This is a genomic window from Pseudalkalibacillus sp. Hm43 (assembly GCF_054170705.1).
This window is the reverse complement of record NZ_CM135129.1, coordinates 3,582,301-3,607,872: the sequence shown is the minus strand read 5'-3', so window position 1 is coordinate 3,607,872 and position 25,572 is coordinate 3,582,301. Positions and strand designations below refer to the sequence as shown.

23 protein-coding genes and 1 other annotated feature are annotated in these 25,572 nt (G+C 42.4%); of the genes, 4 read left to right on the top strand and 19 right to left on the bottom strand.

Going from position 1 to position 25,572, the window contains the following annotated elements:
• From pilM to ACXQIQ_RS18645, 6 genes are all read right to left on the bottom strand, one after another.
• Positions 1-957 (bottom strand): type IV pilus biogenesis protein PilM, encoded by a 957-nt coding sequence (pilM, locus tag ACXQIQ_RS18670; RefSeq protein ID WP_439300885.1) that lies wholly within the window; start codon positions 955-957, stop codon positions 1-3.
• Positions 958-972: 15 nt separating this feature from the next.
• Positions 973-1,710 carry a prepilin peptidase gene (locus tag ACXQIQ_RS18665; protein ID WP_439300886.1) on the bottom strand — a complete coding sequence of 246 codons (738 nt, stop codon included), beginning with the start codon at positions 1,708-1,710 and terminating at the stop codon, positions 973-975.
• Positions 1,711-1,780: 70 nt separating this feature from the next.
• On the bottom strand, positions 1,781-2,188 hold the full coding sequence (locus ACXQIQ_RS18660; RefSeq protein WP_439300887.1) for a type II secretion system protein: 408 nt from the start codon (positions 2,186-2,188) through the stop codon (positions 1,781-1,783).
• Between the two features lie 19 nt (positions 2,189-2,207).
• Complete coding sequence (locus ACXQIQ_RS18655) at positions 2,208-3,419, bottom strand: type II secretion system F family protein (RefSeq protein WP_439300888.1); 1,212 nt, start codon at positions 3,417-3,419, stop codon at positions 2,208-2,210.
• A complete protein-coding gene (locus tag ACXQIQ_RS18650) occupies positions 3,420-4,460 on the bottom strand; it encodes a type IV pilus twitching motility protein PilT (RefSeq protein WP_439301979.1) in 1,041 nt (346 codons plus the stop codon).
• A gap of 24 nt (positions 4,461-4,484) precedes the next feature.
• Positions 4,485-6,122, bottom strand: a complete 1,638-nt coding sequence (locus tag ACXQIQ_RS18645; RefSeq protein ID WP_439300889.1) for a GspE/PulE family protein — start codon at positions 6,120-6,122, stop codon at positions 4,485-4,487.
• Between the two features lie 101 nt (positions 6,123-6,223).
• Between ACXQIQ_RS18645 and ACXQIQ_RS18640 the strand changes: the two genes are divergently transcribed.
• Positions 6,224-6,592 (top strand): type IV pilus modification PilV family protein, encoded by a 369-nt coding sequence (locus ACXQIQ_RS18640; protein WP_439300890.1) that lies wholly within the window; start codon positions 6,224-6,226, stop codon positions 6,590-6,592.
• A 2-nt stretch (positions 6,593-6,594) separates the two neighbouring features.
• Positions 6,595-7,089: a PulJ/GspJ family protein gene (locus ACXQIQ_RS18635; protein ID WP_439300891.1), complete on the top strand. Its 495-nt coding sequence runs from the start codon at positions 6,595-6,597 to the stop codon at positions 7,087-7,089.
• A 4-nt stretch (positions 7,090-7,093) separates the two neighbouring features.
• On the opposite strand, the gene ACXQIQ_RS18630 is transcribed toward ACXQIQ_RS18635, so the two are convergent.
• The 4 genes from ACXQIQ_RS18630 to ACXQIQ_RS18615 all read right to left on the bottom strand — a co-directional run bounded on the left by ACXQIQ_RS18630 (position 7,094) and on the right by ACXQIQ_RS18615 (position 14,278).
• Positions 7,094-8,311, bottom strand: coding sequence for a hypothetical protein (locus ACXQIQ_RS18630; RefSeq protein ID WP_439300892.1), 1,218 nt, complete (start codon positions 8,309-8,311; stop codon positions 7,094-7,096).
• Between the two features lie 155 nt (positions 8,312-8,466).
• Entirely contained in the window at positions 8,467-10,164 is a 1,698-nt protein-coding gene (locus tag ACXQIQ_RS18625) for a sensor domain-containing diguanylate cyclase (protein ID WP_439300893.1), read from the bottom strand.
• A 106-nt stretch (positions 10,165-10,270) separates the two neighbouring features.
• A complete protein-coding gene (locus tag ACXQIQ_RS18620; protein WP_439300894.1) occupies positions 10,271-11,569 on the bottom strand; it encodes a bifunctional folylpolyglutamate synthase/dihydrofolate synthase in 1,299 nt (432 codons plus the stop codon).
• A 63-nt stretch (positions 11,570-11,632) separates the two neighbouring features.
• The gene (locus tag ACXQIQ_RS18615; RefSeq protein WP_439300895.1) at positions 11,633-14,278 is read right to left on the bottom strand and encodes a valine--tRNA ligase; all 2,646 of its coding nucleotides are present in this window, start codon (positions 14,276-14,278) and stop codon (positions 11,633-11,635) included.
• A gap of 152 nt (positions 14,279-14,430) precedes the next feature.
• Positions 14,431-14,665 (bottom strand) — a binding site (T-box leader).
• 169 nt (positions 14,666-14,834) lie between these two features.
• On the opposite strand from ACXQIQ_RS18615, the gene ACXQIQ_RS18610 reads away from it, so the two are divergent.
• Positions 14,835-15,032 carry a hypothetical protein gene (locus ACXQIQ_RS18610; RefSeq protein ID WP_439300896.1) on the top strand — a complete coding sequence of 66 codons (198 nt, stop codon included), beginning with the start codon at positions 14,835-14,837 and terminating at the stop codon, positions 15,030-15,032.
• 150 nt (positions 15,033-15,182) lie between these two features.
• Here ACXQIQ_RS18610 and ACXQIQ_RS18605 read toward each other — a convergent pair whose 3' ends face one another.
• The 9 genes from ACXQIQ_RS18605 to hemA form a co-directional block, all read right to left on the bottom strand.
• Complete coding sequence (locus ACXQIQ_RS18605) at positions 15,183-16,196, bottom strand: spore coat protein YsxE (RefSeq protein WP_439300897.1); 1,014 nt, start codon at positions 16,194-16,196, stop codon at positions 15,183-15,185.
• Positions 16,193-17,107, bottom strand: a complete 915-nt coding sequence (locus ACXQIQ_RS18600) for a hypothetical protein (RefSeq protein ID WP_439300898.1) — start codon at positions 17,105-17,107, stop codon at positions 16,193-16,195. The genes ACXQIQ_RS18605 and ACXQIQ_RS18600 overlap by 4 nt, the downstream gene beginning before the upstream one ends.
• A gap of 12 nt (positions 17,108-17,119) precedes the next feature.
• Positions 17,120-18,271 carry a stage VI sporulation protein D gene (gene spoVID / locus ACXQIQ_RS18595; RefSeq protein WP_439300899.1) on the bottom strand — a complete coding sequence of 384 codons (1,152 nt, stop codon included), beginning with the start codon at positions 18,269-18,271 and terminating at the stop codon, positions 17,120-17,122.
• Between the two features lie 109 nt (positions 18,272-18,380).
• Positions 18,381-19,688: a glutamate-1-semialdehyde 2,1-aminomutase gene (gene hemL, locus ACXQIQ_RS18590; RefSeq protein ID WP_439300900.1), complete on the bottom strand. Its 1,308-nt coding sequence runs from the start codon at positions 19,686-19,688 to the stop codon at positions 18,381-18,383.
• Between the two features lie 22 nt (positions 19,689-19,710).
• Positions 19,711-20,640 (bottom strand): porphobilinogen synthase, encoded by a 930-nt coding sequence (gene hemB, locus ACXQIQ_RS18585; protein WP_458026132.1) that lies wholly within the window; start codon positions 20,638-20,640, stop codon positions 19,711-19,713.
• Positions 20,641-20,684: 44 nt separating this feature from the next.
• Complete coding sequence (locus ACXQIQ_RS18580; protein ID WP_439300902.1) at positions 20,685-21,476, bottom strand: uroporphyrinogen-III synthase; 792 nt, start codon at positions 21,474-21,476, stop codon at positions 20,685-20,687.
• The gene (gene hemC, locus ACXQIQ_RS18575) at positions 21,473-22,408 is read right to left on the bottom strand and encodes a hydroxymethylbilane synthase (RefSeq protein ID WP_439300903.1); all 936 of its coding nucleotides are present in this window, start codon (positions 22,406-22,408) and stop codon (positions 21,473-21,475) included. Before hemC ends, ACXQIQ_RS18580 begins: the two co-directional genes overlap by 4 nt.
• A gap of 42 nt (positions 22,409-22,450) precedes the next feature.
• Positions 22,451-23,278 carry a cytochrome C assembly family protein gene (locus ACXQIQ_RS18570; RefSeq protein ID WP_439300904.1) on the bottom strand — a complete coding sequence of 276 codons (828 nt, stop codon included), beginning with the start codon at positions 23,276-23,278 and terminating at the stop codon, positions 22,451-22,453.
• Positions 23,279-23,305: 27 nt separating this feature from the next.
• Positions 23,306-24,676, bottom strand: a complete 1,371-nt coding sequence (gene hemA, locus ACXQIQ_RS18565) for a glutamyl-tRNA reductase (RefSeq protein WP_439300905.1) — start codon at positions 24,674-24,676, stop codon at positions 23,306-23,308.
• A gap of 297 nt (positions 24,677-24,973) precedes the next feature.
• On the opposite strand from hemA, the gene ACXQIQ_RS18560 reads away from it, so the two are divergent.
• Positions 24,974-25,435 (top strand): hypothetical protein, encoded by a 462-nt coding sequence (locus ACXQIQ_RS18560; RefSeq protein ID WP_439300906.1) that lies wholly within the window; start codon positions 24,974-24,976, stop codon positions 25,433-25,435.
• Positions 25,436-25,572 lie beyond the last annotated feature (137 nt).

The following is a 25,572-nucleotide window of genomic DNA, read 5'->3' as shown; positions in this document are numbered from 1 at the left end:
CTACTCCCCCTTTAACCCTAGTCCAATAGCAGTGTAAAATTGCACAGGCACTTCCATACCGCGGTTCAGTTTCACTTTATCAGGCGGTACTTGTATTAACGGTAAGTTGAACGTAGAGGATGACCACTTTTCGAACAAGTCCATTTGCGGATGATCTCCAGTAATCAAAAGTGCGTCGACTGCAGCGCCATCCGATAAAGTGAATTGGTAGAAATTCATGACCCGCTCGATTTCTGTTGTCATTTCATTCCCATGATCCTCAATATCAAAAAAAACACGATCCATCTGGAGTTCTGAAACGTTTTTTGTACCTGTACTGGTTAATGAAATGAATCTTGTGAATACTGGTGAATGCTCATTGAACGCGGTAGCATTTATCCCGTTACGATCAAGGTTCAAAGCCAGGTAATGCATCTTAGAGTCTACCAAATCTAACTTGTAAAATAATCGATAACTGGCTAATGAAGACAGCTCAGCATCAACAGGTTTCAATTTAGCCGCTTCAAGAACATCGACGTACTCTCTCATCACTACTTCAGGTGCAGCAAAGAGAAGGTAGTCCGTTTGACCTTCAGACTGACCAAGTTTATGCAGGTCAAATACCGGCTCTTCGAAGGGAATATGGATGGAGGCACCCAGCTCGACATTGACATATCCACTCAATTCTGCGGGAGGGATTGTCGATGGTACAGGGATTTTCCGTATAACTGTAATCGCATCCGGTATTGAAAACCGGACCTTTTTCCGTTTGATCTTCCATTCATTCACACATGTGTTCAACAAACGGGTCAGTTCATCCATGTTTGTAATTTTTCCCTCTTGTATCATACCGGGTGGAATTCTTTTCTCTCCCACTTTCTGAATGACTAGTGGAGATCTACTTTTCAATTTTACGTAACGGATACAATCATCTTGGAAAACCAGGTGTATGGGTAACGATCTTGTGATCCATGCCATGATGAACAAACCCCTTTATTTAAGATACCAGTTGAGAATGGGTTCTCCCCAAAATAGAACGACCAACGCTGCCAATACAATGAATGGTCCGAATGGAATATGCTGTTTCCTTTTGACTTTTTTCAGAATAAGCAGCAGAATTCCAACAACTGATCCGAATAATGAAGCGAAGAATAAAATGAGAAAAATACCTTTCCAACCAAAGAAAAGACCCAGTAATGCAAACAATTTGATATCTCCGCCACCCATTCCACCCTTACTGATGATCGCTATGATAAATAATAAACCAAACCCGATAACACTCCCGATCCAAGCATCCCACCAAGGATCAGTTGGGTTCCATAAACGATATAAGATCAGCATCGGAGCAAAGAATAACAGGATTTTATCCGGTATGAGCATGAAATTAAGATCACTGACGAATATAATCATAAGCAGTGATACAATCAATACACTTCCAATTAACATCGGGGAGAATCCGAATTGAATATAGCTGAATACAAATAATAATCCTGTTGATAATTCAACGGCAGGATATAGCAAGGTAACCTTGTGAGCGCAATAACGGCATTTCCCTTTAGAAAATATGTAAGAGAGGACTGGGACTAGGTCAATCGGTCGGAGTGGTTTCCGGCAGTTCGTGCAATGGGAACCCGGATGAACGATCGATCTATTCTCCGGTACACGTAATCCAACCACATTATAAAAGGACCCTAAAACCAAGCCCAATATAAAAATCAAAACGATAAACATTAAAATCTACCCCTGAATAGGAATGAACCCTCTCGAGAAGAGAGGGTTTGAAAGTATAATAAAACATTTTTTAGTTGCTTGATTCTATTACTTTACCATCAGAATCGAAACTCATACCATCCAAGGTTACTCCAGAGATTTTCTGATTACTATCTAGTGAAACAGTAATACTTTTATAAGGTTTCTCTGTTGTTGGGTTTTGAGGAATCGACTCAAGATAACCATCTAACTGCTTTTTGCTTAATTTATTGTTTTTAGGAGCTCCTTCCGTTAATACATACAACCTTGCTGCTTCAACCATTTGTTTAGCGTTTGCTTCATGTGCATCTTGTTTAGTGTTTTCAATTAAATTTCCAATAGCTGGTACTGCAATCGCAGCAATGATTCCAAGTATGACAATCGTAGCAAGCAGTTCAACAAGTGTGAAACCCTTTTCTGTTTTGACAGTCTTCATTCGTACTGACAACAAATTTTTCATAAAAACCTCTCCTTTGTTCTTATAGATTGATATTTTCATAAAGGTTAAACATAGGTAATACAATCGCTAAAACAATGACACCAACAACCACAGATAGAATAAGAATCAAGATAGGCTCAAGCAATGTCCGTAATCGATCTGTAATATGTTCCACTTCCGCTTCGTAAAACTTTGCGACTTTATCCAGCATGGTATCCAGGTTACCGGTTTGTTCGCCAATCAAAATCATATGTAGGACAAGCGGCGGGAATGGCCAATCACCTCTCATTGGTACTGTCATTGAATTTCCTTCTTCGACTGATTGCATCGATTTATTCACTATTTTCTTGAAGACTGCATTATTTAATATATTTTGAGTGATCGTCATGGATTGTAAGATGGGGACAGAACTATTAAATAAGGAGCTAAGCGTGCGAGAAAATTCAATAATTAGCGTTTTTTGTAAAATAGAGCCAAATATTGGCACTTTCAGTATAGCATAATCAAGGTAATATTTACTAGATTCATTTTTTCTCAAAAAATAGAATGCTGTTATTACTACAAAAACCATAGTAACCATGAACCACCAATAGGTCATGCTGAAATTACTGACAGCAAGAACCCATTGTGTAAGGGTCGGCAGGGGTTGATCCGAATTTGCATACATCGCTGTGAATTGCGGAACCACCATATACAACAAAACATTTAAGACAGCAATTGCTACAACACCTAACAACATGGGATAGGTTAGAGCGGAAATCACTTTTTGCCGCATTTCATATCTTGATTCAAAGTAATCCGCCAGTCTAAGCATTGCAAGATCCAGATTACCACTTACTTCTCCGACACGGGTCAGATGAATGACCATTGACGGAAATATCTTCGGATGCTTCTTCAATGCATTTGACAAGGATTCACCTTCTTGTACCAGGTCTTTTACAGACGTCAAAGCTCGTTTCAAATACTTATGATCAGACTGTTCTTGAAGAATCTGTACCGACCGCACGACTGAAACCCCAGCTTCTAATAAAGCAGCGAATTGCCTTAGGAAAACGACGAGCTCCCTCGGTTTAATCCCTGGATTCAAAGAAATTTCTTTTGTCAGGAACGACTGCTGAAATTCATTGACCTCTGTCGCTGCAATCCCACGTTCCCGTAATAAGGTTACGGCAGTCACTCTTGTATCGGCTTCAACTTGGCCTTTTGCTTTTTGACCGAATTGGTCACGACCTTCATATTCATATAACGCCATCTATATCATCATCTCTTTTAAAAATGGTTTTGCCGATTCACTCGAAATCTTTCCTTCCCGTATTTTCTCTTGAATCGACATTTCGAGTGTATACATACCCTGAGCTCGACTTGTCTGCATCATACTTTTGATTTGATAAATCTTTTCGTTTCGGATCAGATTTGAGATTCCAGGATTGTTCATCATCAATTCCGTAATTAAACTCCGACCATCCTTTTTGATGTTTGGAAGCAGTCGTTGTGACATGACTGAAACAAGGACGGACGCAAGCTGGATACGAATTTGTGCTTGCTGTTCTGCAGGGAAGACATCAATGATTCGGTCAATTGTAGAAGGGGCATCAGTTGTATGGAGTGTACCTAGTACTAGGTGTCCTGTCTCTGCAGCAGTTATTGCGGTTGATATGGTATCCAAATCCCGCATCTCCCCTACTAAAATGATATCTGGGTCCTGTCTAAGAGCTGATCGGAGTCCAGCCGCAAATCCTTTCGTATCCAATCCAACTTCCCTTTGTAAAATGATTGAATTCCGATGACGGTGAAGATACTCTATTGGATCCTCCAAAGTGATGATGTTTCGATTCATATGTTGATTCACATGATCGATCATGGCAGCGAGTGTGGTTGATTTTCCACTCCCAGTTGGTCCTGTAATGAGCACGAGCCCCTGTGACTTATGCATAATCTGTTTTAATGTAATTGGCAGGCCGAGTTCATCAATCGTCGGGATAATGGTGGGAATGACACGGATCGCTAAGCTCACACTGGAGCGTTGATGAAAAGCGTTTATTCTGAAACGCGATATACCAGCGATTCCATATGAAAAGTCCAACTCTCCAACCTCTTTAAATTCCTTCCATTGTGCTTCATCCATTAATCCTTGAGCGATTTGTTCAGTATCGTCAGGAGTCAACAAGTCCATTTGACGTGGTACGAGTTCACCGTGGATTCGGAAAATCGGTGCTAGTCCAGTTGAAAGATGGACATCTGATGCTTGTATACCATGGGCTTCAATTAATAACTCTTGAATTTGTTCAAGGATATAACTCATCCCGTAATTCCCCCTTTATTCCACCAAAGATACCCGTATGACTTCATCAACGGTTGTCAGTCCTTGTTTCGCTTTCGTCAGGCCATCATCAATGAGCCATTTCGTCCCTTGCTGGTGTAAGTGCTGTTTAATGGAATCATTGGACCCTTTTGTCATGATCCATTCACGAATGATGTCATCCATTTGAACAACTTCATGAATGGGCAGTCTTCTTTTAAACCCTGTATTTCGGCAACTTTCACAACCTGAGCCTCTATACAGCTTGTCTATGGACAGTTTTCTTGATCGGAACAATTCTCGTTCTTCTTCTGTTGGCACATAATCCTGAATACAATCTTTACAGATTTTCCGTACGAGTCGTTGACCGACAACACCTGTGACAGAGGCAGAAATCAAATAAGGTTCAATACCCATGTCAATCAAACGTGTAATTGCACTGACCGCATCATTTGTATGTAAAGTAGAGAGTACAAGATGACCCGTCAGAGAGGATTGGATGGCAATTTCCGCTGTTTCCGCATCTCGAATTTCACCCACCATGATAATATTGGGATCTTGTCTGAGAATTGAACGCAACCCACTTGCAAACGTCAATCCTACTGATTTGTTCACTTGAATTTGATTGATTCCTTCCAGTTGATATTCCACCGGATCTTCAATAGTGATAATGTTAACTTCTTCCTTGTTCAAGCGGTTCAAGCCTGTATATAATGTTGATGTTTTTCCTGAACCCGTAGGACCGGTCAGTAATATAAGCCCATTCGGCTTATCCAACAGAGATTTGAAAGTCCGTTCGTTTTCTTCCGTAAAATGGAGCGTTGACATCTTAAGATGCATTTTTGAAAGGTCAAGAATCCGAATTACGACCTTTTCACCAAACATGGTCGGAAGAATTGAAATCCGCAAATCGATTTTGCTCTCATTCATTTTCAATTTAATTCTACCGTCCTGCGGAATACGAAACTCCGTAATATCCAATTCTGCCATTACCTTTATCCTTGAAGTGATCGCGCTTTGCATCGACTTAGAAAGAGATTGTTCGTTTCGTAGTACCCCATCCACCCTGAATCTGACAAGTACTTGTTTTTCTTGAGGATCGATATGTATATCACTTGCATGACTTTCAACAGCATCGGATAAAATCTGGTCAACCACTCGTACAGCAGATGCATCCATCTCATCAGATTTTCCACCAGGTAAAGTTTGACTCTCCATCATTTCTGGTGTTCCATAATATTTATTGATGGCTTGGATAATTTCAGATTTCGTCGCAATGACAGGCATAATTTGAAAGCCGGTAGATAACCTCAGATCTTCTATGGAGTAATAATCCATCGGATCCGCCATAGCTACGGTCAATTTATCATTTTGTTTTTTTATTGGTATGTATAAATTTCTACGGGCAATATCCTTAGGAACGAGTGAAGTCAAACTTGAATCAATCGGAGTATTTGCAATACGGATATGAGGAATTCCTAATTGGAATTCAAGCACCTCAATCAACTTCCGTTCCGTGATATAACCACGATCCAGTAGAGCGTCACCAAGTTTCTGGTTTCTTGGTTTATCCTTTAATACTTCGTCTAATTGTTCTTGTGTCACCATTCGTTCACTGACGAGGAGATCTCCTAATCGGAGTTTCATCGTAATCACCCTTTGGATACGTTTTGAAATCTTCTTATACTATCTTACTATAAAACACTTCAAAATAATGTTAAAATATAGATTATTATGAAGAAAGTAGTTGAAATTTGATGAATTTGAATCAAGAAGGGCTCTCTTTAATCGAAGTTCTCGCTACACTCGTCATTATCGGCATTGTGTTTACATTACTCTTTCAATCTACTGATTTCCTATCAACGGCTACCTCTCTTCATGATCATAAAAAAGAAGCTGCGCAAATTGCGGAACAAGTGTTGAAAGAAGCATTAGAACAACAAAAAGAAGGAATTCCTCAAAGAATCCCAGAAAACATAGAAGGCTATTCCATTGATATTTCGGTTACAAAACTGGCAGAACCCTCTAATCCTCGCACACCCCAACGCCATGTTTCCTTGTCCGGCGTCTTCAGCGATGAACAGACTCCAAAAATACTGACCGTTACCGTATCTTGGGGGGAATAAGATTGAACAATGAAAGAGGTATCACCTTAGTCGAATTGTTAGCCACATTGACAATCTTTTCATTAATAATTGGTGTTGTGTACAGTTTGTTTTCCTTTTCCCAGGCAAATTGGACACATACAAAAGGAGTGACTCAATCCGAATCCTCCGTTCAGGAACTGCAAATCGTTTTGACAAGAGAACTGGCTTCTCCAGTCAGTCTCACCTTCCAAGGAAACGAATTAAGGTTCGAAGGACAAAATGGATCTTTCTATATTCTGTCACTAAACGGTCAACAACTCAGTTTATCAAAGGGGGAAGATGATTTCTCCAACACGTCTTTATTACATACTTTCTCATTACCTGTCCAAAGAATGACACTTCAAAATAAAAATGATAGCGCCATTTCGACGCTATCAGAGGGTATGGGTTATCTTACCATTTATTACAATAGAGAAGGTTTAAAAACTGTTAACAATCAAATTAAGTTTCCGATAAGCCTTTATCAACCTGATTAGAGTTTTATGGCCTAATAATTTCTTGCTTTTTAGCAAATGTAGATGATTCAACAATTGATACATCTCTACCAGGAGCTATGTAAGATAAACGATCAAGGATGGGATTATAAAAATATCCAGCCAACACATATATGTTCCTATTAGAAGTAATATTTGATTGATTGATTTTAACATCTCCTAGAATGGACTGAAGAATAACACTGCTTGTGTTACTATGACCGGTTCCTTTCATTGTCGTTTTTTCAACTACAATATCTCCTAAAACTGAAGTGAAACCAAGTAAAGTATGACCGCTATGTGGTGCCTCAATCGTGTATTGACCTTTAAAGGTAATGGATCCAACAGAAATAATATTAATGTTATTAACTTTGTCAAAGACTTCTGAACTTCCTACCCCGAATATCGTTACATCTCCTAAAACAAGTTTACGATACCACTCTTCATCCTCACAAAGATATCTGAAAGGCTCTTTACAAATGGTGTACTTGTTGTAATAGAAATGGTTCAGACTTGCCTGACTGGTTTCTTGTTTATCGAATTCACCACATTTATCATTCTGGGTACTTTCACACTTATCATTTCCTTCACACTTATCATTTTTCTTTCCGTTACAATTATTTTTTTTATCATCTTCTTCATCCCGTTCCTCACCTTCTTCAGGAGCACCATTACCGTCGGAGCAACCTTCATCTGCTAGATTATATGTATTGAGAAATTCACAGAACGACATCCATTCTGTATTGTAAATGTTTCCGAACCAATCCTTTTGTTCGATCCGTACCATTCCCTTGTATACCGTTTCAACTGCTTCCATCTTATGTTCATAGTAGAATGGTTCGTTGTCATCCTTTTTTTGGTTATGATTCAAATCACCTGAAATTCCACGTACGACGACTGTATACTCTCCTATTAATGATTCTAGTTGTTGGGGGGTTAAACGATTTCCGTTTCCATCCTCTGCATATTGGTATAAGTCCAAATCATTCGTGTTGGATTTCAGTACGCTTAATGGGTTGTCTGGTGTATGTAAATTCGAGGTCAAATAATCAATTTTCATTAGATCTTCCTGTGACTGGAACGTCTCCATTGCACTGACAGCAATGTTTACAGCTTGTTTCTGATGTACAATTCTCGTATCATTCATCAACAATTTATTGAACATCACATAACCAGTTGGAACCAATATGCCTAATACCATGATTACCATCAATACGATTATCATGGTGCCACCCTTATTGGATTTCAGAATCCGGAGCATAGAACCACCCTATCTTTATATCACTACTTCCTCATTATCTAGTAAATTAGACTACATGAAAAGGAAAATATTACTTATTCCTTCAATGAAAATAGACGCACCCATGATTTGAATGCGTCTTACCCGATATAACTCGCGACTTTGTTTCTGCCTTGTTGTTTGGCGCCTGTATACATCGCGCGGTCGGCATTCCGGATCAATGTCAGCGGATCTTCTCCTTGTTCTGGAGCAGTTGATACCCCGATGCTTACCGTAATGTTAATGGTCTTACTTCTAAAGTCACCCAAGTCATTTTTAATTCGGAAGGCATTGGTTGAAATATCTTCCCGTATCGCTTCTGCCAACTCAATGCATGCATGATGCTCCAGGTCAGGTAAGAGGATGACGAATTCTTCCCCGCCATACCTTGCTACCGTTCCGTGTTGACCAATCATTTGCACAAGTCGATCAGCAACCTGACATAATACGATGTTTCCAGCCTGGTGACCGAACGTATCATTTACTTTTTTGAAATGGTCGATATCCAATAGAATGAGTGAGAAAGGTTTCGGATTATTTTCATATTGTTCATACATATTCGAAAGCTTGTCCTCGAAGTAACGATAGTTATACAGATTTGTAAGATGACAGCGTTCACTCTTATTTTTAGTTGCTTCATAATTCCTGGCTTTATCAACAGCAACTGCCAGGTAGTTGGACAGGATTTCAAGGATCATGACATGCGCTTTTTCAAACGCTCTCTTCTGGGTGGAAGCCACTGTAATCACACCGACAACCTCATAGTTTCGTATCATCGGCACAGATACGACCGATTGCGTCGTGATCGGAAGGAATCCTTTTGTGTATTTCCGCCATTGATGTCTTCCCTCGAACCTCATACTATGACCGCTCTCCCAAACCTTGCCACTGATTCCTTCTCCTTTGAACAGATAAGGTAAGTCCACGCTTTGGGCACGTTGGGATTCATATTTTCGGATGATTTTCAGCTGCTGATCGTCTTCAATATCCAATATGTATGCATAATCGACCTTCAGCATTTTCGTGATCCGTGAAAGGTATATATCCAATATCTCATCGACCTTCAAGCTTTCCGTCAATTCTTGCCCGATTTTACTCGTCGATTTCAATAGATGATTGATTTTCTCACTAGAATGATACATGCGCATGATGAGTGAAAGGACGACAAACGGCACACCTACAAAGAGGATCGCACTTGAACCGAGCTGAGAATAAAGGATGTAGAATGTAATTCCGACCGGTAAAATGAACATTTCCATGAGCATTTCCCACAGGAAACCTTTATCCAGAAAAGAGCTCTTTTCTTTGTACAATTCTTTCCTTAAGAAATAGAGGACAAGATGGTTCGTTAGAATGGCGGTGATTGAATAGCCGATGACTGGTAAGATTGCAGGATACTCGTTCATACCGAGTCCACCGATTTCCCCGCCTAATAGATAATAGACGATAGCTGCCGCACTCGAGACAATCATGAACATGAGGGAGCTTGTACCTAAACGATACAGAGGATACCTCAATTTCAAAATGGAAACGGCAATTGTCACTTGAACGAGTACGAGCTCCACCAAAAGACCGAATTGTAAAAAGACCGCCAATGAGATCCCCTGAATAAATGAGATATTGGTCCCTTTTACCTGGATCGGGAACAATGCTACAACGACCATTAGGATCAACATACCAATAATATCGAACCAGTAACCTTGTAAAGAAGGGATAGAGAAAGAAATGAAAGCATACAAAACCACAGCCCAAGCAGCGCCAAATATCAATGCCAGCAAACGTTTCGCATTTTTACTCACTCGTATCCCCCCTTTTATATTGTGAAAATCGAATTGAGACTTACGTACTACTTTTCTTTATCATATTTTAACAAACTATTCGAAATATTGTCACCAAAAATTTACTTTATTTTTTATTTTTAAAAAATTCTCGTATGGTTGAAATGAAGTAAAGAGAACCCGTTATGATCAATACCGAGTGTTCATCCACTTTTTCCAGCTCGTTCTGAATGGCAACCTCGTAATTCTCAGCTAGGTCTTTGTCCTTAAATGAACATTTGTCATAAAGTGATTCCGCCGAACTAGCCCGATGGAAGTCGAACGATGTGAAGGTAATATGATCGATGGTATCGTAAAGGATAGATAACATTTCCTCTACAGGCTTATCCTTCAAAGCACTGAATATCAACCTTTTCTTATGATCCGGATAATGAGTCTGAATCGTCTGTTTCAGGCTCTCGATTCCCTCTTTATTGTGGGCTCCATCTATAATGACGAGCGGATGTTGACTTACTGTCTCAAATCTTCCAGGCCATGACGCTCTTTTCAAACCAACTTGGATGTGTTGATGAGAAATGGCGAATCCCGATTCTTGTTGAAGCTTCTCCAATAAGACGACCGCCATGGAAGCATTTTTCACTTGATGGTATCCACTCATGTGGATTTCTAGGTCGTTGTACATATTTGACGGTGTTTTTACCGAAAATTGCTCTCCATCAACGAGAACCTTATGCGCCGAAATGGAATAATCGACATCCAAACGTGTCAGATCCACCTGTTTCTTTTCCGCATGTTCTACAATAATCTCTACTGCTTCCTGTTGTTCCACACCTGTCACCATGGGTATGTTCGTTTTCATGATGCCGCTTTTCTCGAAGGCGATTTCCGCTAAGGTCTCACCTAAGATAGCGGTATGATCGTACCCGATATTCGTAATCCCGGTCAGTATCGGAGTGATGACATTCGTTGAATCGAAACGCCCTCCCAGTCCCGTTTCGAACAGGATGATATCTGGTTGTTTGTGTCGGGCGAAATAAACGATTGCTAACGTTGTTACGACCTCAAATTCAGTTGGCGTACCTAACTCGGATTCAGCCACTTTTTCTACAACAGGCCGGACTTCATTGGCCACTTTTACAAGATCCTCATCCGGAATAGGTGTACCGTTGATTGAAATCCGTTCGTTGAATTGCTCGATATAAGGTGATGTAAACGTGCCTACTGTATATCCCGCTTCTTCCAAAACACATCGCATGTATGTGACTGTAGACCCTTTTCCGTTCGTACCAGCAATATGGACGGAGGTAAGGTCCCGTTCAGGGTTCCCGAGTTCTTCCAGCATTTTTTCCATACGTGTAAGACCTGGTTTCATGCCGAACGCAAGCAGTTCGTGAATCCAGTGCAACGTTTCTTCATATGTTTTCATATTAAAAACTCCTATGTAACTATGAAGAAGACGAATCTTGTTCGATTCGCCTCCTTCCACAAGTTAGTTTTTCAGTTCTTTGATTCGCTCTTCTACCTTTTGACGGTTATCGACGTACGTTTTTTCTTTCGCACGTTCTTCCTCAACAACTTTCTCAGGCGCTTTCTTGACGAATCCTTCATTACTTAACTTCTTCTGGACACGTTCAACTTCCGCATCCCACTTTTTATATTCATTTTCGAGACGTTTGATCTCTTCCTCGATGTCGATCAACCCTTCTAAAGGAAGGAAGATTTCAACACCACTGACGACAGAGGTCATCGCCTTGTCAGGGGCTACTAGATCCAACGCCATCGTTAGTGGTTCCGGGTTACAGAAACGATCGAGATAAGAACGGTTCGTTTCCAGTTGTTTCAGGGTATCCTCATCTCTAGGTTTCAATTGGATTTCAATCGGCTTACTCGGCGGTACATTCATTTCCGAACGGGTATTACGAACGGAACGGATGATCTCCGTGAGGAGCTTCATTTCTTTCGCAGATTCTTCGAAATGAAGGTCTTCCCGTTTCACCGGCCAAGAAGCAACCGTAATCGATTCTCCTTCATGAGGAATATGCTGCCAAATTTCCTCTGTGATGAATGGCATGAATGGATGGAGCAATCGAAGCGTCTGATCAAGTGTGTATGCTAGTACAGATCTTGTCGTCTTCTTTCGTGCCTCATCTTCCCCATATAGAGGGAGCTTCGCCATTTCGATATACCAATCACAGAAGTCATCCCAGATGAAGTTGTAGAGTGCTCTTCCAACCTCACCAAACTCATAAGCATCGATAAGCTTCGTTACCGATTCAATTGTTTCGTTGAGTCGGGTCAGAATCCATTTATCCGCTAACGACTTCTCGCCAGTTAGATCGATTTCATCATACTTTAAGCCATCCATGTTCATGAGTGCGAAACGGGACGCATTCCAGATCTTGTTGCCGAAGTTCCAAGTGGACTCGACTTTTTCCCAGTAGAAACGTAAATCGTTTCCAGGTGAACTTCCAGTGGATAGGAAGTAACGCAGTGAATCCGCACCGTACTTATCGATTACATCCATCGGGTCTACGCCGTTCCCAAGGGACTTACTCATTTTACGGCCTTCTGCATCTCGAACTAGACCGTGGATCAGAACGTCGTTAAATGGTCTTTCATCAGTGAACTCAAGTCCTTGGAAAATCATACGTGCTACCCAGAAGAAGATGATGTCATATCCCGTTACGAGAGCTTGAGTCGGATAGTATCGCTTCAAATCTTCTGATGTCTCATCCGGCCAGCCCATAGTGGAGAATGGCCATAAAGCAGAACTGAACCACGTATCCAGAACATCTTCATCCTGAGTCCAATTTTCAAGGTCTTTCGGCTCGGTGCGACCTACATAAATCTCTCCTGTTTCTTTGTGGTACCATGCCGGAATTCTGTGTCCCCACCATAACTGACGACTGATGCACCAATCACGGATATTTTCGATCCAGTTCAAGTACGTCTTCTCGAAACGTTCCGGTACAAAGTTTACTTTGCCTTGTTCTTGTTTTTGAAGCTCAATCGCTTGATCCGCTAGTGGCTGCATTTTAACGAACCATTGAGTGGAAAGGTACGGTTCAACAACTGCTCCGCTTCTTTCGGAGTGTCCGACAGAGTGCATATGTTCTTCAATCTCGAACAGAACACCTTGATCCTGAAGGTCCTTGATGATTTGCTTACGGCACTCGAATCGGTCCATTCCTTTGTATGGGCCTGCTTCATCATTCATCGTTCCATCTTCGTTCATGACAAGAATGCGTTTCAGGTTGTGGCGGTTTCCGATTTCAAAATCATTCGGATCGTGCGCCGGTGTAATTTTTACCGCTCCAGAACCGAATTCCATGTCCACATAATCATCGGCTACGATTTCAATTTCCCGTCCAGTGATCGGTAGTTTGACTTTCTTGCCGATGAGATCCTTGTATCGCTCATCCTCTGGATGAACCGCTACTGCCGTATCACCCAACATCGTTTCAGGACGTGTTGTTGCAATCTCGATATGACCGCTGCCATCAACGAGCGGGTATTTCATGTGATAAAGCGCTCCTTGAACATCTTTGTAGATAACCTCGATATCAGACAACGCTGTTTTCGTTTGCGGGTCCCAGTTGATGATATACTCGCCGCGATAGATGAGTCCTTTTTCATACAATGTGACGAATACTTCTTTAACCGCATTCGACAAGCCTTCATCTAGCGTAAAACGCTCTCTGGAATAGTCAACGGATAAACCGAGCTTCGACCATTGTTTACGGATGAACTCCGCATATTCATGCTTCCATTCCCAAGAAGTTTCTAGAAACTTTTCGCGCCCCAGTTCATAGCGGTTTGTGCCCTCTTCTTTCAGCTTTCCTTCAACCTTCGCCTGAGTGGCGATCCCTGCATGGTCCATTCCTGGTAACCATAGGGCATCGTATCCTTGCATACGCTTCGTACGAATCAATATATCTTGTAACGTCGTGTCCCAGGCATGACCTAAGTGCAGTTTTCCAGTTACGTTCGGTGGAGGAATCACGATTGTATATGGCTCTTTATCCTCTCCACCTTTTGCTTCAAAAAACTTCCCATCTAGCCAATATTGATACCATTTTGCTTCCGTCTTTTGCGGATCGTACTTCGTTGGCATCGAAATGTCTTGTTCTTGCATGGAAATTCCTCCTTTTAATATGGAATGTTAGTGATTTCAGATAAAAAATCTTCATTTGTTGATTTTTTTAGAAGTTCGCACCCTCACAGTCAATGATCTTGAGGTGACGCGAGCGTTGTTTCCCTATAAACTAAAAAAACCTCTTTCCATCCTCAAAGGACGAAAGAAGTTCGCGGTACCACCTTTGTTTGCAGTTCATGTTAAAACACAACAATGCAACTACACACCTCAAAACGATAACGGATTCAGATCCGATTTCTCCTACTGGTCAGTTCAGAGAAATTGCTCCTGGGCGACATTCAATTGCTACATCCTAAGGAACCTTTCAGCGGGTGGTTCCTCTCTCTAAAGGGCTCACAATCTACTCTTCCCTATCAAAGCCTTCGTATGTGATTGGATGACATTTACGCATCCATTTTGTATTTTATAGTTTACTTTTGAAATCTCTTCTAGTCAATAGGCTTTCCACATATTTTGCATTTTAAACAAAAATGGGCACCTCTCGCCCATGTTTATCATAACGTATACTATCACACTAATAGAGAGGAAAATGAGTATGAGGAAAAGGCGGGGATTTGATAAATACCGTTTCCAACACCATTTACGCCAATTCCGGAGCATTTGCGAACAATTCGTCTTTCCTTTGTTGATTTTCCAAGCGATTCGCACACTCCTATTTCCATCTCCATTTGACATTGCACTTGTGGTGATTCTGCTCGGTCTCCATTTGGCGATCTATTATGAGTTCTGGTGATCAACGTAACTTCTTCAGCGTTTATTCCATTTACTTAATTTCCCTTTTCAAAAACAAAAAAACTGACTCAAATAAGAGCCAGGCACTCAAGGTGTTTGAATGAACGTATTAGACCTTGGGGTTTAAAGGAGAGTGCCAGACACTTATCGGTCAGTCTTGTTGTTCCGGAATCGCTTCTTGTAAAAAGTGATCTGTGAACCGATCCAATGCTCTCATTACATTGAGCTTACGATCCAATTTGCGGACAAGATCCAGTTGTGACGTATCAGGAGACCCTTGATACAGTTGTATTGTAGAGAATACCGGTTCAGGGAACTTCAAGTAACTTGCTAATAACGCTTTCTCTTCCATGAGCAATGGCAAATGGCTTTCGTAGCGGTTGAGCCATTGCATGGCGTTATGCTCACTCCATTCTGGATATTGAGCTGCAGTCCGGAAGAAGTAGGCCAAATCACGAACAGGTGTATCGAGTATGGCACGTTCAAAATTGATGAAGTTTCCTTCACCCAATTGATCTTGCACGACATGACCTCTGAAAGGACGACCGTGACATAATACACTTCTGTAGCGTTGATGCTCCGCACATCCGTTGTACCATTCCGTCACCCTGTGTTTGGCTTCTTCAGCTATCCTCATCATCTTGTGGAATTGTGACAGGTATCGTAATTCGAATGGCGAAATGTATGTCTGCCTTTCAGCTACTTCTGTAAAACGCTCCATCTCGAGCTGTCTATGCTCAAAGCGCCTCAACAGACCAGCATAAGAGTCGTTCACGACCTCTTCTGAAAAGGACTGAGCTTTTACCGTATTGGCATGTAGCTTTCCAAGCTCATCAATGATGAAGTCCTCATATGCAAATTGATTACGGGAGTCGTGTTCATGCCACTTTGTCACATAATAGTACCGGTTGTTGACGACGACATATGGATCGCCATACTTCGTCGGGGTGATCGGTACAACGTGATCGTATTTCAATTCATGAAGCCGCTCCATGCAATGAAGGAACCAGTTCATTTCTTCAGGACCCATGTGGGTCTCTTTCAGGGCAAACGTCCCTTTTTTCGATGTAATCCTCTGGACTTTCCCATACGATTCAACCCGCTCAGGAAAGAGATCGTAATAATATAAGATCATCCCGTCAATGGATATCGATGCTGCCTTCATCTGACCACCTTCTTTGAACGATGATCAATCCAATAACAAACTTCTTCCACCAATACGCGATTGGATTCCCACTCACGCTCAAACAAATCGAGTGTAGCGCTCGCTGAGTTCGCTTCCCCTGATTCAAGTCGTCGGACACACCTTTGGACTTCATACGGAGCGATGAGTTCTGCAGCGAGCAATTGATCATACCCGCCTTCGATAGGGAAGTGATCGTGTATGGCATCTAATAGCTTATACAGGGACTGTGTATCGGTTGCAACTCTCCATTCCGATAATAACGTGCAGATTCCTTTCATACTTTGATCAGGCGGTCCATCACCACCTTGCCAGAATAACCGGCCATGAACTCGTTTCGCTTGATGAGGCATGATGGAAGGATCAAGGAAAGGAAGTTTCAAATGTCTATACCGATCCCGAATGGTTTCAAATGTGACCAACCTTCTCCTTGCCTCTGGAAGACTTCTATTCAATATAGGTAAATTGAGGTCTCTCCTATGAAGACCAAAGGATTGGAACCGCTCCTCCCGTGTCTCATGTTCGAAATCTTCCTGTACTTGTTTCGCTTGTTCGATGCCATAAGACAACAGTTTTCCGGCAAGCATGCCCCATACTTGTTCATGGTTATGCTTCGGGTATGGCTCGTATCTTTCATCATGAAGCGTCAAAAATTGATGCTCATACGGAAGAAACCAATGTCCATCTCTCGTCCGAAGCATCCGATCGGTCAACAGTTCATTGCTCTCAAGTCTTTCCCTCCATGAAAAATGCCAATTCATCGACTGTTCATCTGACCAGATCCGAATTCGCTTCGTGCCCGAATCAGATTCGAGCACTTCATTCTTCAGTTTCCACCTTAACGGTTTAAGGGAATAATTCTGTTCAATGAGCTCTAAAATATCCATGCTCATGACAACACCATCCTAACGGTGAGCCGAGACGGGTATATACAAAATTTGTCCTTCTTCAATTTCTTCACTTTCTAGCTGGTTGACTCTCATGAGATGACTGGTCGGAACGTCATACCTTCCTGCGATGGAATCCAAAGAATCCCCTGCCTGTGTGATGCACATCTTCATTTTTGTAAGGACTTCTTCATCTCTCGTCACCATTTTAGTCAGATACAATGCATTCTCTTCTCTAGGAGGCTTGTTGGCTGCAGGAGCTTCTTCCGCTTCATACTCCTCTTCGTATTCGTAATCGTATTCCGCCTCTTCCTCGTAGGAATACTCCTCCTCATACTCTTCTTCATACTCTTCACGATAATCGTATTCCTCATTAGAAGCGTATTCTTCTGCTTCTACTTCTTCCGGTTGACTACCCGGGCGATAAGAAGCCCCCCTCATGTAATTCAAAGAATACTCTTGTTGATTGTCATCCTGATCCACTCTACTTGAAAAACCGACCTGTGGCTGCGTTCTAGGTGCTTGATATTCAGCCGCGTCCATCTCATCATGGTCATATTTTTGTGGTGATCGACGAGATTCGAATTCTAGTATAGGGAAAGGATTAGAAGCTTCTTCCTCTGAAAAATCGTACTGTGTTTCGTCTTCCTGTTCGTATACCTCTTCCTGTTGCTGAGTCTGATACGCATGTTGATCAAACGTTTGTTCAGGTTCATATTGCGCTTCCTCTGCTTGTTTCTCATAAACGCCTGTAATACAGATGGATGCTGATACTTCAATACAAGACGGCGTAGGGATATCATAATCGAAGTGATCGACCCCAACATACAAGTCATTTGCATTCCGCACCCGACTTTTCGGTAGCGTAATGTCGACTGGGAAACGATGTTCCAGATTGACGGTTTCTTCCGTCGTATCCTCAAGCTGAGAAAAAGATCGATAGCTCAATGGATTAACAGATTGTTGGTCTTCTTGCGACTCTTCATCTTTACAACGATACTCTCCGGTCAAACATAAATATCCTCTGATGCAAATTTGATCATCCATTTCTTCAATCGTCACATCAGGGTCGAGAGCAATATTGTAAAGTTCCTCTACCTCCTGTCCCTTATTCAGCCAAACCGATTCCTCTATTGAAAATTGCAACTTGGACTGATTGCGCTCTGTCAAAGCAAACTCCCCCTCTCAACACAATTATTCCTGTACAATACAGGTGTATGTATGAGCGAGGATTTTATACCAAAAAAGGAGCTTGGCTTATGCCAAACTCCTTCCAACATTATTTCTGAAGCATGTCTGCCACTGCTTTGAAGGCATGGTGACTTGCTTCGATGGTCTTTTCAATATCTTCATCCGTATGTTTCGTCGACAGGAACAGTCCTTCATATTGGGATGGTGGAATGGAAATACCCTGGTCGATCATCGCTTTGAAATACGTCGTAAAGGCTACTAAGTTAGAAGAGCTTGCAGTCTCGTAGTTGGTCACTTCCTGATCTGTGAAGAAGAATCCTACCATCGATCCTGCACGATTGATGTGATGTGGGATTCCATATTTCGTCGCAGCTTCAGAAAGCCCATTTGCCAATCGTTCCGCTTTTCGATTGAACTCCTCATAGGACTCTTCGGTCAATTGATTTAATGTTTCATAACCAGCGGTCATCGCCAATGGATTCCCTGATAATGTACCGGCTTGATAAATCGGTCCACTTGGTGCCACCTGGTCCATGATTTCTTTTTTACCGCCATAAGCACCGACAGGAAGTCCACCACCGATGACCTTACCAAGGCATGTCAAGTCAGGAGTGACATCGTAATGCCCTTGCGCACAACGGTAACCGACACGGAAACCGGTCATGACCTCATCAAAGATCAGGAGAGAGCCGTGATCTGTTGTGATCTCACGTAAGAATTCTAGGAACCCATCATGTGGCGGTACGACGCCCATGTTACCTGCAACAGGCTCAACGATGACGCCCGCAATATCATCCCCATATTGTTCGAAAGCATAACGGACGCTTTCTTCGTCGTTATATGGGACCGTGATGGTGTTTCGTGCGATCGATTCAGGTACACCAGGGCTGTCAGGTAGACCAAGAGTAGCCACTCCTGAACCAGCTTTGATCAATAACGAATCACCGTGGCCGTGATAACAACCTTCGAATTTAAGGATCTTATTTCGTCCGGTATAACCACGAGCTAAACGTAATGTGCTCATCGTCGCTTCTGTACCCGAGTTGACCATTCGGACGATATCAATGGAAGGTACACGTTCGATGACGAGCTCAGCTAGTTTGGTTTCCATTTCATGAGGTGCTCCGAAACTTGTACCAAGCTCTGTCATTTTCTTCAGTTCTTCAACCACTTGATCATCCGCATGACCAAGAATCAATGGACCCCAGCTCAATACATAATCGATATACTCGTTATCATCCAGGTCATAAATCTTCGAGCCTTTTCCTCGTTTCATGTATATCGGATCCATTTCAACCGATTTGAATGCACGAACGGGGCTGTTCACACCTCCTGGCATCAATGGCGTAGCTTTCGAGAATGCTTCCTTCGATTTTTCAAACGATCGGTTATTCATCATAACACCCTTTCAATACGGATTAGTTTTTGTCTATATATCGTGCTGCATCTTTTGCAAAGTAAGTAATGATCAGGTCGGCTCCTGCTCGCTTCATACTCGTCAACTTTTCCATGACGATGGCTTGTTCGTCCACCCATCCATTCATGGCAACAGCTTTGATCATGGCGTATTCTCCACTTACATTATAAGCGACAAGCGGTAGTGGAAAACGGTCCTTCAATTCGCGCATGATATCCAAATACGCTAAAGCCGGTTTCACCATGAGGAAGTCTGCTCCCTCTTCATAATCGGATTGCGCCTCACGAATGGCTTCCATTCGGTTGGACGGATCCATCTGATACGTTCTGCGGTCTCCGAATTGAGGCGTACTATGAGCTGCGTCGCGGAACGGTCCATAAAAGGATGAAGCATACTTGACCGCATAAGACATGATCGGTACGTCGTGGTAACCCGCTTCATCAAGACCCGCACGGATCGCCGCAACGAATCCATCCATCATGTTGGATGGAGCGATGATATCAGCGCCTGCTTTCGCCTGGGAAACAGCCGTCTCGGCAAGTAGAGCTAGTGATTCATCATTCAATACATCTCCATTATGAATGACACCGCAATGACCGTGGTCCGTGTACTGGCACAAACATGTGTCTGCGATGACCGTCAACTGAGGGTAGTTTTCTTTCACATAAGTAATCGACTTCTGAACTATTCCATCGTCGGCATAGGCGGAAGAACCCTTTTCATCTTTATGTTGGGGTACTCCGAATACGATAATGGACTGGATGCCAAGTCCGACAATCTCATCCAACTCTTCATGAAGTCGGTCCAATGAATAGTGATGAACACCTGGCATGGAACCTACTTCTTGTTTCACATTTTCACCTTCTACGATAAATAAAGGATAAATCAGATCCTCTTTTCGAAGGACGGTTTCCCTCACGAGTGCACGCATGCTTTCTGATCTTCTAAGTCTACGATGACGTTGAAATCCGTTGTTCACAGTGTTTCCTCCTTTAATAAAAATGACTCAATCGATTGGACTAGGCCGTCTATGGTATATTCTTCAGCAATGATATCTGGGGTTATTGCATATTGCTCTAATGTTTCTGCGGTTATTGGACCGATGCAAGCAGTCAAGCAACCTTCAAGTGCCGTACCGTCACCTAATAGTTCGAAGAAAAAGTGGACCGTCGACGAACTTGTAAATGTAACGATATCAACAGAAGCGTTCGTTATTGCTTCCCTCAGCTCAGCCTTACGATAAGTATCAGCCACTGTTTCATAGGTGATGACTGCATCCACTTCATAGCCATTCTCTAATAACTCATCTCGAATCGTGGTCCGCGCTAAGTTGCCATGGGGAAGCAAGATTTTTTCACCAGGTTGGATCCACTCGATGAACTCCTTCGCAAATTGCTCAGCAACGAATTCTGAAGGATAAAAGTCGACGTTTACCCCGTAAGCCTCTAATCGTTCCAGTGTCTTCTTTCCGATCGCAGCCACTTTGCATGTATGTAAACGCTCAATCGGTTGTCCCGCTTCCTCGAGGCTTTCCATGAAAAACCGGACTGCATTTTGACTGGTAAAGATGACCCACTGATAGCTGTGAAGCTTTTGTACGGCTTGTTTGATCATTTTCGGATCATTTGGAGATTGAAAAGAAAGGAGGGGAATGACTAATGCTTCCCCTCCTTTCTTCTCGATTGATCGGACAAAAGGAAGCGCCTGTTCTTCAGATCTAGTTATTAAGATTTTTTGACCTGACAGCGGCTTCTCCCGTTTCATCATTGATCAAGCTCCTCTTTTACCCGATCCAATATCGTTTTCGCTCCTCGATCTCCGAGTCTCTCTGCTAATTCAATTCCGATTTCTTCAGGGTTCGTCCCCTCAATCGTATCTTTAATGATCGTTTTCCCATCTGGTGTGGAAACGAATCCAGTCAGTGTGATTCTTTCTGATTTTGAATCCAGTTCAGCAAGACCACCGATCGGCACCTGGCATCCGCCTTCAAGTGTTCTGAGGAAAGCACGTTCTGCTTTTACAGTGTCAAATGTTTCTGGACAGTTGATCTTTTCTAGCCATGTCTTCAGATCTTGGTCCCCTTCACGGCATTCGATTGCGAGTGAACCTTGTCCGACTGCAGGGATGCACACATCTTTCTCAAGATATTGAGTGACGATATCATCAGACCAACCCATGCGTTTCAGACCAGCGGCTGCCAGGACAATCGCATCGTAATCTTCTGTTTCCAGCTTCTTGATTCTCGTGTCGATATTTCCGCGGATCCACTTGATTTCGAGGTCCGGACGTTTCGCCAGCATTTGAGCTCCACGTCTTAGACTGCTCGTTCCTACGATGGCACCTTCAGGAAGCTCCTCAAATGTCAGGTGATCATTAGAGATGAGTGCGTCCCGGTAGTCTTCACGAGGTGGCGTACACGCAAGCTCTAAACCTTCGGGCAGGACAGAAGGCATGTCTTTCATGCTATGAACGGCAAAATCGATTTCTTTATCCATCATAGCTTGTTCGATTTCTTTTACAAACAGTCCTTTCCCTCCAACTTTAGAAAGGGTCACGTTCAAAATCTGGTCCCCTTTCGTCACGATCTCTTTGATTTCGAACTCGAAGGGTGCACCTGCTTTTTTCAACTGATCGATCACCCAACGGGTTTGGGTCATAGCAAGCTTACTTCTTCGAGAACCGACGACGATCTTACGCATAATTGGCCTCCAAACATTTCATAATTTATAGTTAAAATTTCCTTAGTACCAGAGATGGAATTCAGTCAATGTAGCCGCCAGGAAATAATTGATCAAGATGACAAGCAGCCCTGCTACGTTCCAATAAGCCAACTGTCTTCCATAAGTACCTTGCACTACTTTCAAGTATAGATAAAAACCGTAAACAATCAAAACGATGAATGAACTGATCACTTTGGCATCGTAAAAGATGGTAGGTGCCAAATTCATTTTATATCCGTAAATCAGACCAAGTATCAAACTTAGGAATAGGATGGGCACCCCTACAACATTCAGCAGATAAGAAAGACTTTCCAAACGACCGAGACTCTCAAAGCGCCACAATCGTTTTCCGACTTTCTTTTCTTTAAGCATATTATACTGGGTCAGGTACATAACCGAGAGGATGCTCGATACCGTAAAAGCACCATATGCGATGAATGCCATCGTAATATGGATGATGGCCAGTTCGTTGATCAATTGGTCTGAAAATGCGGGTGAAACGTAATTGTTCGGCGCAAACCAACTGACTGCCATCAATATGAACCCGATGATGTTCGTGAAAAACACAAAAAAGTCAACTCGGAAAAACCAGTTGATCAATAGTGAAAGTGTCACGATGACCCAGGCGTAGAAGAACAAGCCTTCATTCGGGGTCAAGATCGGAAAGCGATTCGTTTCAATGACTCTGAAAATCATAACAACGAGTTGTAAAACCCAGACAATAGAAAGCAACCAGAAGGCAATACGGTTCGCCTTCCGGTTGTTTTGTAAGAAATCTACGAAATATCCTAATACGCTCAAAGCATATAAAATGATTGTAAGATCATAGATCCACCTAATACTACTCACGCTGCAACTCCTCTCCGGGGAGCAAGACTAGTTCGTTGCCGGATTTGTTGTGGTTGATAGACTCTTTTCTGTCTGTTTCTCCGACACACTTTGTTCGCGAGCAAGGCGCTCCTCTTTCAATACGTTCTCTAACTCCTCTTCAATCCCGAATAATTGTGTGAAGAGATCCAAATTCTCTTGTGCATTCGGTTCAGCAGCAAGCTCTTTCACACGGGTGATCGGATCGCGAAGGAGCTGATTGACAATGCTCTTCGTATGCTTGCTAAGGACCTTCCGTTCACGGTCGGTCAAGTCAGGCATTTTACGCTCGATGCTTTTCATCGTTTCCCCCTGGATCATGAGGGCTTTTTGACGTAGGGCCGTAATAAGTGGCACAACACCGAGTGTATTGATCCAGTTCAAGAATGCTAATAGCTCTTCTTCAATAATCACTTTGATCTTTGCCGCTTCTTGCTGACGCTCAGCTAAGTTGGCTTCAACAATGCCTTCCAGATCATCAATGTCATATAAGAATAGGTTCTCAAGGTCTTGTAAGTCTGGTGATAAATCACGTGGTACAGCGATATCAACCATGAAGAGCGGCTTCCCTTTCCGCTTTTTCAGAATCGGAGCCACTTTCGCTTTATTCAAGACATATTCAGTCGACCCAGTGGAACTGATTACGATATCGGCTTTCAACAAGGACTCTTCCAATTGATCCATCGTAGAAGCTTGTCCATTGAATCGTGTTGCCAGTTCTTGAGCCTTTGAATAGGTTCTGTTCAATACCCTGATTTCTTCTGCTCCATTGCTCGATAGATGCTTCGCTGTCAACTCGCCCATTTTACCAGCACCGATGATGAGTACGTTTTTGCGTTCTAGTCCGCCGAAGATCTTTTTCGCAAGTTCAACAGCTGCATAGCTCACAGAAACAGCATTTTCACCGATATCCGTTTCAGAATGAGCACGTTTTGCTAGGGTAATCGCTTTTTTGAACAACTCATTGAAAACAGTACCTGTCGTACCATTTTGTTGTGCAGTAAAGAAACTGGAACGTACTTGTCCCAAGATTTGAGTTTCTCCAAGTACCATGGAGTCTAGACCACATACCACCTTGAAAAGGTGTTCAATTGCATCTTCTCGCTCATGGATCATCAGATACGGGGTCAAAAGATCCTTATCTAATGCGAACCACTCTGCTAAGAATGCTTTTATATAATAGCGACCCGTGTGCAGCTGATCTGCGACTGCATAAACCTCTGTACGGTTACACGTCGACACGATCACACACTCAAGTATACTTTTGGTTTGTCGTAATTGAATCAATGCACTTTCCAATTCATCAGGTTGAAAGGAAACTTTTTCACGGATTTCGACCGGGGCAGTCTTATGGTTCAATCCTACTTTTAAAATGTGCATCGTTCTTCACCCCCTGTTAGTATTATGTATCAGCATTGCTCAATCATGAACAATGTCTTCCTGTTCCACAAGCCATTATAACATGGACAATGAATCCATGAACGTAAGAAATGTGAACAGTGTTTGAAAGTCTTATGATAAGATAATTCTAGCACATGATTTCAGTATTCCCGAAAATGCTGAAAATAAATATGATACCTGACTCTATCAAGCCTCTATCCAACTATAATGTACCAAATTTCGTTCTTTTTCGCAAAAATCCAGCATAAGAGAAACCAATGACTAGAGGAGGAAATCATGAAACAAGGTGTTTTTCCAGGTACCCTGATTGCGGGTATCGGTCTGTATTTCTTATCTAAACAATGGGCAGTTCCTTTCATAGGAGAGATGGACCCACTGCCGGCATTCCTGCTGATCATCGGGATCGGCTTTCTGCTACAAAGAAAAGAACCGTATGCTCTTTTTTCAGGGGTTGTCATTTGTGGGATTGCGGTCCATTACTACGCAAGTGGTACAGTAAATAACTGGCCAGCGATTTGGGTCATCTATTTGTTAAGTATCGGAATCGGCTTCATCCTGCAATATAATAAGACGAAACAGAGCGGCATATGGCTAGGAGCTGCCTTGACAATTCTTGCGCTCCTCAGCTTATTCGCTGCAAACGCCACAGGTATCCTAGGAGAAATCGTCGCCTATACAGAGAGGTTCTGGCCAGTCATCTTGATCCTAGTAGGCGGGTACCTGATGAAGAAGAAATAAGGGAAGGTTGATTCTTGCTTAAGCAGTGCTTCTGGTTGGGTGAAAACTCGAAATTGCTCAAGTCACCACACCAGAGAGGCGTTTTGGTTGGGTGAAAACGTGAAATCGAGCAAGTCACCCCACTAAAGAGGCATTTT